Source organism: Pseudomonas sp. HMWF006, assembly GCF_003061205.1.
GTDB lineage: Bacteria > Pseudomonadota > Gammaproteobacteria > Pseudomonadales > Pseudomonadaceae > Aquipseudomonas > Aquipseudomonas monsensis.
Genome location: NZ_QAIU01000486.1, coordinates 1 through 6,909 on the forward strand (window position 1 = coordinate 1; position 6,909 = coordinate 6,909).

Sequence of the window (6,909 nt, forward strand, 5' to 3'; positions counted from 1 at the left end):
GACCACCACCACTTCGCCGTGCGCGATCAGCGTACCGTTGACCAGTACGTCCAATGGCTCACCGGCCAGACGATCGAGCTCGATCACCGACCCCTGGTTCAGTTGCAGCAGGTTGCGGATGTTGATGTCGGTGCTGCCGACTTCCATCGAGATCGACACCGGAATGTCGAGGATCACGTCCAGGTTCGGACCGTCCAGCGTCACTGGATCGTTGTTCTTCGGCACGCTGCCGAACTCTTCCATCGGCAGACGGTTGGAGCTGGCCGTACCGGCGTCAGCGGCCAGCAGTGCGTCGATGTCAGCCTGGCTGCCATCACCGGTCTCTTCCAGGGCCGCAGCCCATTCATCAGCCAGTGCCTGATCGTCCTGGGCGTTCATATCGTCGTTCATCATTTGTCCTCGGCGGGCAACAATTCAGTTAAATGCGTGGGAATAAGAGCGGCGCTTCAGCGACGCTCGATCGGCTCGATCACCTGCAACGCGAGGTTGCCTTTGTGCGAGCCCATCTTGACCTTGAAGGCCGGTACGCCGTTGGCGCGCATGATCATGTCTTCCGGCATTTCCACCGGGATCACATCCCCCGGCTGCATGTGCAGGATGTCGCGCAGCTTCAACTGACGGCGGGCCACGGTGGCGCCGATCGGTACGTCGACATCGAGCACGTCCTGACGCAGGGCGTTGACCCAGCGCTCGTCCTGATCGTCGAGGTCCGACTGGAAACCGGCGTCGAGCATTTCGCGCACCGGCTCGATCATCGAGTACGGCATGGTCACGTGCAGGTCACCGCCACCCCCATCGAGTTCGATGTGGAAGGTGGAGACCACAATCGCTTCGCTCGGGCCGACGATGTTGGCCATGGCCGGGTTCACTTCCGAGTTGATGTACTCGAAGTTGACTTCCATGATCGCCTGCCAGGCTTCTTTCAAGTCGACGAACGCCTGCTCCAGCACCATGCGTACTACGCGCAGTTCGGTCGGGGTGAATTCACGCCCTTCGATCTTGGCGTGACGGCCGTCGCCGCCGAAGAAGTTGTCCACCAGTTTGAACACCAGTTTGGCGTCGAGGATGAACAGTGCGGTGCCGCGCAGCGGTTTGATCTTGACCAGGTTGAGGCTGGTCGGCACGTACAGCGAGTGTACGTATTCGCCAAACTTCATCACCTGTACGCCACCGACGGCAACGTCCGCCGAGCGGCGCAGCATGTTGAACATGCTGATGCGGGTGTAACGGGCAAAACGCTCGTTGATCATCTCCAGAGTCGGCATGCGTCCACGGACGATGCGATCCTGGCTGGTCAGGTCGTAGCTTTTGACACTGCCGGGTTCGGCAGCGTTATCGGTCTGTACCAGACCATCGTCGACACCATGCAACAGCGCGTCGATTTCATCCTGGGACAGCAGATCCTGCACGGCCATGTCGTGTTCCTACTGCAGTACGAAATTAGTGAAAAGCAACTGTTCGATCACCACTTTGCCCAGCTCTTTCTGCGCCACTTCCTGGACGCTGGCTGTGGCCTTCTGGCGCAGCATCTCCTGGCCGACCGGGGTCGCCAGTGTGGCGAAATCCTGACCGGAGAAGAGCATTACCAAGTTGTTGCGGATCACCGGCATGTGCACTTTGAGCGCTTCGAGATCAGCCTGATTACGCGCCAGCATGGTGATGCTCACCTGCATGTAGCGCTGACGGCCGTTCTGGTTGAAGTTGGCGACAAACGCCGGCGCCATCGGCTCGAAGATCGCCGGCTGCTTGCCGACCGGCGCGGCTTCGGCCGCTGCGGCAGGTTTGCTCTGAGCACTGTGCATGAAGTACCAGGTTGCGCCCACGGACACACCGATCGCCAGCAGCAGAGCCACCACGATCAGGATGATCATCTTGAGTTTGCCTTTGGTCGCGGGGTCTTTTACAGCTGCTGCTTCGCTCTTCGCCATGCCAATAATCCGTCACTAATCGGGTTTTCACAGTCGCACCGCAAGGCAAGAGCAAGTGTTATGCCAGAAGTGTCGGAGCACAGGACGAGAGGGAATGGTGAATCGATGCAAGCGCCTGTGGGAGCTGGCTTGCCAGCCCCCACAGATTTCAGGGAGGGTGTATCAGGCGTAATAGTCGACGGCGCTGGAGCCGATCACGCTGGTGGTTTGAGCAGCCGCTTCCGCCACAGCCGCCGGCGTCAATTCTTCTTCAGCCGAGTCCAGACGACCACCCGCAGCGCTGGTGCGCCCAGTCTGGCCCTGCTGCGCCTGCTCCTGGCCTTGACCCTGCCAGCCACGCCCCTGATCGGACACGTTGACGTCGACCTGACCCATACCCTGCTGGGTGAACATGTCGCGCAGGCGATGCATCTGCCCGTCCAGCGCTTCACGCACACTTGGGTGCGCGCTCATGAACGTCACTTGCGTCTGCTGATCCGGCACCATGTTCACGCGGATATCCAGACGCCCCAGTTCCGCGGGCTGCAATTGAATGTCCGCCGCCTTCAGGTTGGCGCTCGACAGGTACATGACGCGGTTGACCACTTCTTCGGTCCAGCCGCTCTGATGCATGGCGATCGGCTGATTCACCGGAACGGCGTTCGCGGTCTTCGGCGTCGCCGCCTGGGTCAGCGCCGCCAGACGGTTGGCGAAGTCATCGACACGCGTATCGCTGGTGGCGGCTTTCAGGTCTTTGAGGCCATCTTCGATCAGCCCGCTGAATGCTTTTTCGCCACCCTGGCTGGTGCTGTCCTTGTCGGCCTGCACGTCGAGCATGCTGGCCATGCCGGCGGCGAAGTTCTGCGCCGAAGTCAGCTCGCCATCAGCCTGAGCCTGCGCAGGCGTGGCTTTCGGCTGGGCCTGGCTGGCGGCGGAAATGTGCCCGCCCTGCTCCATCGCCATGCGTACGACGGGCAATGCATCGAGCGGATCGGCTTCTGGGTCGAAAGCACTGTCGGGCGCCGGGTCTTTGACCGCATTCGGCAAGACCGCCACCGCCGGCGCTTCGCTGGCTGCCGGTGCCGGCGTTGCAACCACTGGCGCCTGCACGACGGGCGGCGTCACCGCCGGCTGCACGGCGACGGCCAGCGCCGGATCCAGTGTCGGATCTACTGGCGCGGTATCGGCCACCGGCGTTTGCGCAGTATCGCGGGTGTCGTCGCTGGCGCTCTGGTCGTCACTCGCTGCCGGTTTGTCGGCAGGCAACGCTTTGCCGCTATCGGCAACCGGCGGTTGCGGGGCGGCAGACTGGTCTTGGCCGACGTCCTTTTTGCCGCTGTTATCGGCCGTCTTGTCACGCGCTGGTTTCGCCGGGTTGTCGGCGCTCACGGCGGGCTTGGCAGGGGCCTGATCGGCGAATACCTGAGCGAAGCTCGAAGCCTTGTCCCCGGCGTCTGCGGCCGTCGCCGGCGCTTTGGACGAGGCGGCTTGCGCCTTGGCCTGAGCGGCGGTCTGAAGAAGAATATTGGGGGTCGCAGGCATAACACGGTCTCCGCTGCACTGGGATCGTAGGTACAGTTGGACGAGATAACTGCAAGTGCCGGGCCAGTTTCACCCGTCACTCGATAAAAGCGCCGGACGGCGGCTTTCAGTGGGTCAGTGCGTGTTGCCGCTCGTCTTCATAAACCGGGCGTACTTCGCAGAACTCGCTGCTGATATCAGCGACCAGTCTGGCAATTTCCGAGGGGCTCTTGTCTTTGGCCTCGGCCTCCAGCTCATGACAGAGTTCTGCCAGGCGCACAGCGCCCATGTTGCTGGCGCTGCCCTTGAAACTGTGGGCAACCTCGGACAATACCCTGGCATCAGCGGTCTTTTGCAGCTCATGCAAGCGACTTTCGGAATCGGCCAGAAAGGTATCCAGCAGTTCCGGATAGCCGTCCTCCATGACTTCGCGCAAGAGGCTCAAGGCCTCGCGATCCACATGTTTGTCAGTCACTTGTTCACTCCTTGATCAAGAATTGCGCCGATTATGCCTGAACCTCCCAGAAAAACTCCACGCGGGCACTACGACCTTCGTCCGACCAACTGGCGTTATGCCCCAATTGCCGGACCAGGCTGACACCTCGCCCCGACAGACGGACGCCGTCGAGGGGGCGCTCCATGATCCGGGCCACATCGAAACCCTTGCCACTGTCTTCGACCCGAATGATCAGACGACCACCCTCGCCGTGCGGCAACACCTGCAAATGCACGCGCACGAAGCCTTCCTGCAACGCCTCCAGCCTCGCGTTGCGCTGCTGGTAATAACGAGCAAAACCCTCGGCGTCGCGCTTGAGGCTGGAATCGAGCCCGAGCACACCGTGTTCCAGCGCATTGGAATACAGTTCGGCAAGCACGCTGTACAGCGCACCGCTTTGTGCCCGCAAGCCATGCACCTCCAGAAGCAGTTGCAAAAGATAGGGCAAAGGATTGAAGCGCTGGAGCGTGGCGCCGCGAAACTCGAAGCTCACCGACCAGTCCAGCGGGCAGGATTGGCCGCTGTCGGAATACACCGGAGCCGGCAGACGAACCTGTACCGGCGCCAGCAGACTGACCTCGACCATGCTCACATCGTCACGTGCCTCACCACGAAAATCGCGCAGCGCCTGCTCGATATCGTCAAACAGCCGATCAGGCTCACGACTGGCGGCGAACACCCGCTGCAAGCGTTCGACGCCGAACAACTGATCGTTGGCATCACTGGTGTCGATGACTCCATCGGAGAGCAGAAACACCCGATCACCGACCGCCATCGAGTGCACTTCCGTACGATCGTCAAACGCCTGCGGACTCAGCACCCCCAACGGCAAATGACGCGCAGCCAGCGGCTCACGCTCGCCCGTGGCAATCCGGTGCAGATACCCGTCGGGCATGCCGCCGTTCCACACCTCCACCGAGCGACGCTGAAAACTCAGGCACAACAATGTCGCGCAGCAGAACATGTCCACCGGCAGGATGCGTTTGAGCTTGGCATTCATTTCGCGCAGGGTTTCGGCCAGGCCATAGCCTTTGGCGGTCATGCCGTAGAACACTTCGGCCAGAGGCATCGCGCCCACCGCCGCCGGCAGACCGTGGCCGGTAAAATCGCCGAGCAGGACGTGCATGTCTCCGGCCGGCGTGTACGCGGCCAGCAACAGATCGCCATTGAACAGCGCATAAGGCGATTGCAGGTAGCGGATGTTCGGTGCACTCAGGCAGCCGGAATGCGCGACCTTGTCGAACACCGCTTTGGCCACGCGTTGTTCGTTAAGCAGGTAATCGTGGTGTCGGGCGATCAAGTCGCGCTGTTGCAGGACCGTAGCCTGCAAGCGGCGCAAGCGATCCATCGCCTTGATTTTGGCGGCAAGAATCACCTGGTTGTAAGGCTTCGCCAGAAAATCGTCGCCACCGGCCTCCAGACAACGCGCCAGCGCCTCGCTTTCGGTGAGCGAGGTCAGAAAGATGATCGGCACCAGGGTTTCCCCGGCCAGCACCTTGATCTGCTGTGCCGCCTGAAACCCATCCATCACCGGCATCATCGCGTCCATCAGCACCAGGTGCGGTTGCTGCTGACGGAATACTTCAACCGCTTCGGCGCCGTTGGCTGCCGTCAGCACTTCATGACCCTGACGGCGAACGATGGTCGACAACAGCAAGCGATCGGCGGCGCTGTCTTCGGCAATCAGAATGGTCAGCGGCTCTTGCGCCTGCATCGCCGTCAACTGATGTCGAACAGTTTGTCGAAATTGGAGATGGCGAGGATCTTGCGCACGTCGGAGTTGCTGTTGACGACCCGTACATCAGAGTGATCGCCGCCGGCGTGATCGCGCAGCAAAAGCAGCATGCCCAGCGCCGAGCTGTCGAGATAGGTGGCCTCTTTGAGGTCAACCACAATGGACCCGGGTTTTTTTTCAACCCTCTCGTAGGCTTCGCGAAACTCTTGGTGCCGGCCGAAATCGAAACGCCCCCTGACCGAGATCGTCAGTTTTTTTCCATCCGCAGAGACTTCTGTAACGACTGACATTGACTGGCTTCCTTGTCATTGACGAACGTGTACAAGGTTTAGCACTTGGACAGGTTTGGGGCAAGGCTGGAGGCCGGATCAAATGGGGGAGCGATTTAAAACGAATCATGGCGTGGCAAGCGCTGGGCCAGTTCGTCCAGCAGCTTCTGCTCGCGCTTGTCCTCGGCCCGCTGCGCCTCTTCGCGATAACGCTGCACCAGCTTGCGCAAGCCTTCGACGCGGGCGAAGGCCTGTTGCCAGGCCTCACGGGCCTTCTCGAGGTTGTTCTGGTGCCAGACCAGACTCTGGCGCTGCTGATCGACGGCGGTGTCGAGTTGCGCGAGAAAGCCTTGAAAGCCCAGCAGCCATTGCCCGGTTACCCCGGTGCTGCCGCGCACGATCCATTGCTCGGAATAATCCAGACGAAAGGCGTGGAGGTCGGCGAGCTTGCTTTGCGCCACTTTCACCTGCCCCTGGAAATACCCCAGGCGCTGCACGGCGGCTTTCTCGGCCTTCTCGGCCATGTCCACCACCGGCGCCAGTCGCGCGGCTCGACTCAGGGCCATGATTGGTTAACCGCCGGGAGCCGGGGCGAAGAGCGAAGCCAGATGGTTTTCACTGGAGCCCAGGTTAACGTTGTCGTTGAGCCCCTGGCGCAGGTACATCGTCATGGCCGGATGCAGATTGATCGCCGTGTCGGTTTCGCGGTCACCCCCGGCCACGTAAGCGCCGACGCTGATCAGGTCGCGACTCTGCTGATAGCGCGACCAGTATTGCTTGAACATCTGCGCATGGTTCATGTGCTTGATGCCGACCACCGCCGGCATTACCCGGCTGATCGACGCTTCAATGTCGATGGCCGGGTAATGACCTTCTTCGGCCAGACGCCGGGACAGCACGATGTGGCCGTCGAGCACACCCCGCGCCGAGTCGGCAATCGGGTCCTGCTGGTCATCGCCCTCGGACAATACAGTGTAGAAC

The 6,909-nt window shown here is 61.2% G+C and carries 8 protein-coding genes and 1 pseudogene; all 9 read right to left on the reverse strand.

Annotation, left to right across the window (positions count from 1 at the left end; all coding sequences use genetic code 11):
- A partial coding sequence (fliN, locus tag DBR24_RS21190) for a flagellar motor switch protein FliN (RefSeq protein WP_128615725.1) occupies nt 1-390 on the reverse strand: 390 nt, incomplete at its 3' end.
- A 56-nt stretch (nt 391-446) separates the two neighbouring features.
- The gene (gene fliM / locus DBR24_RS21195; protein ID WP_003222890.1) at nt 447-1,415 is read right to left on the reverse strand and encodes a flagellar motor switch protein FliM; all 969 of its coding nucleotides are present in this window, start codon (nt 1,413-1,415) and stop codon (nt 447-449) included.
- 9 nt (nt 1,416-1,424) lie between these two features.
- Complete coding sequence (gene fliL, locus DBR24_RS21200; protein WP_123465767.1) at nt 1,425-1,928, reverse strand: flagellar basal body-associated protein FliL; 504 nt, start codon at nt 1,926-1,928, stop codon at nt 1,425-1,427.
- Between the two features lie 162 nt (nt 1,929-2,090).
- A complete protein-coding gene (locus DBR24_RS21205; RefSeq protein WP_128615726.1) occupies nt 2,091-3,449 on the reverse strand; it encodes a flagellar hook-length control protein FliK in 1,359 nt (452 codons plus the stop codon).
- 106 nt (nt 3,450-3,555) lie between these two features.
- Nucleotides 3,556-3,903 carry an Hpt domain-containing protein gene (locus DBR24_RS21210; RefSeq protein ID WP_128615727.1) on the reverse strand — a complete coding sequence of 116 codons (348 nt, stop codon included), beginning with the start codon at nt 3,901-3,903 and terminating at the stop codon, nt 3,556-3,558.
- A gap of 31 nt (nt 3,904-3,934) precedes the next feature.
- Nucleotides 3,935-5,638, reverse strand: coding sequence for a fused response regulator/phosphatase (locus tag DBR24_RS21215; RefSeq protein ID WP_128615728.1), 1,704 nt, complete (start codon nt 5,636-5,638; stop codon nt 3,935-3,937).
- Nucleotides 5,639-5,643: 5 nt separating this feature from the next.
- Complete coding sequence (locus tag DBR24_RS21220) at nt 5,644-5,949, reverse strand: STAS domain-containing protein (protein WP_128615729.1); 306 nt, start codon at nt 5,947-5,949, stop codon at nt 5,644-5,646.
- Between the two features lie 95 nt (nt 5,950-6,044).
- Complete coding sequence (fliJ, locus tag DBR24_RS21225; protein ID WP_123465757.1) at nt 6,045-6,494, reverse strand: flagellar export protein FliJ; 450 nt, start codon at nt 6,492-6,494, stop codon at nt 6,045-6,047.
- Nucleotides 6,495-6,500: 6 nt separating this feature from the next.
- Nucleotides 6,501-6,909, reverse strand: a pseudogene (gene fliI, locus DBR24_RS21230) (flagellum-specific ATP synthase FliI); the annotation flags it as partial.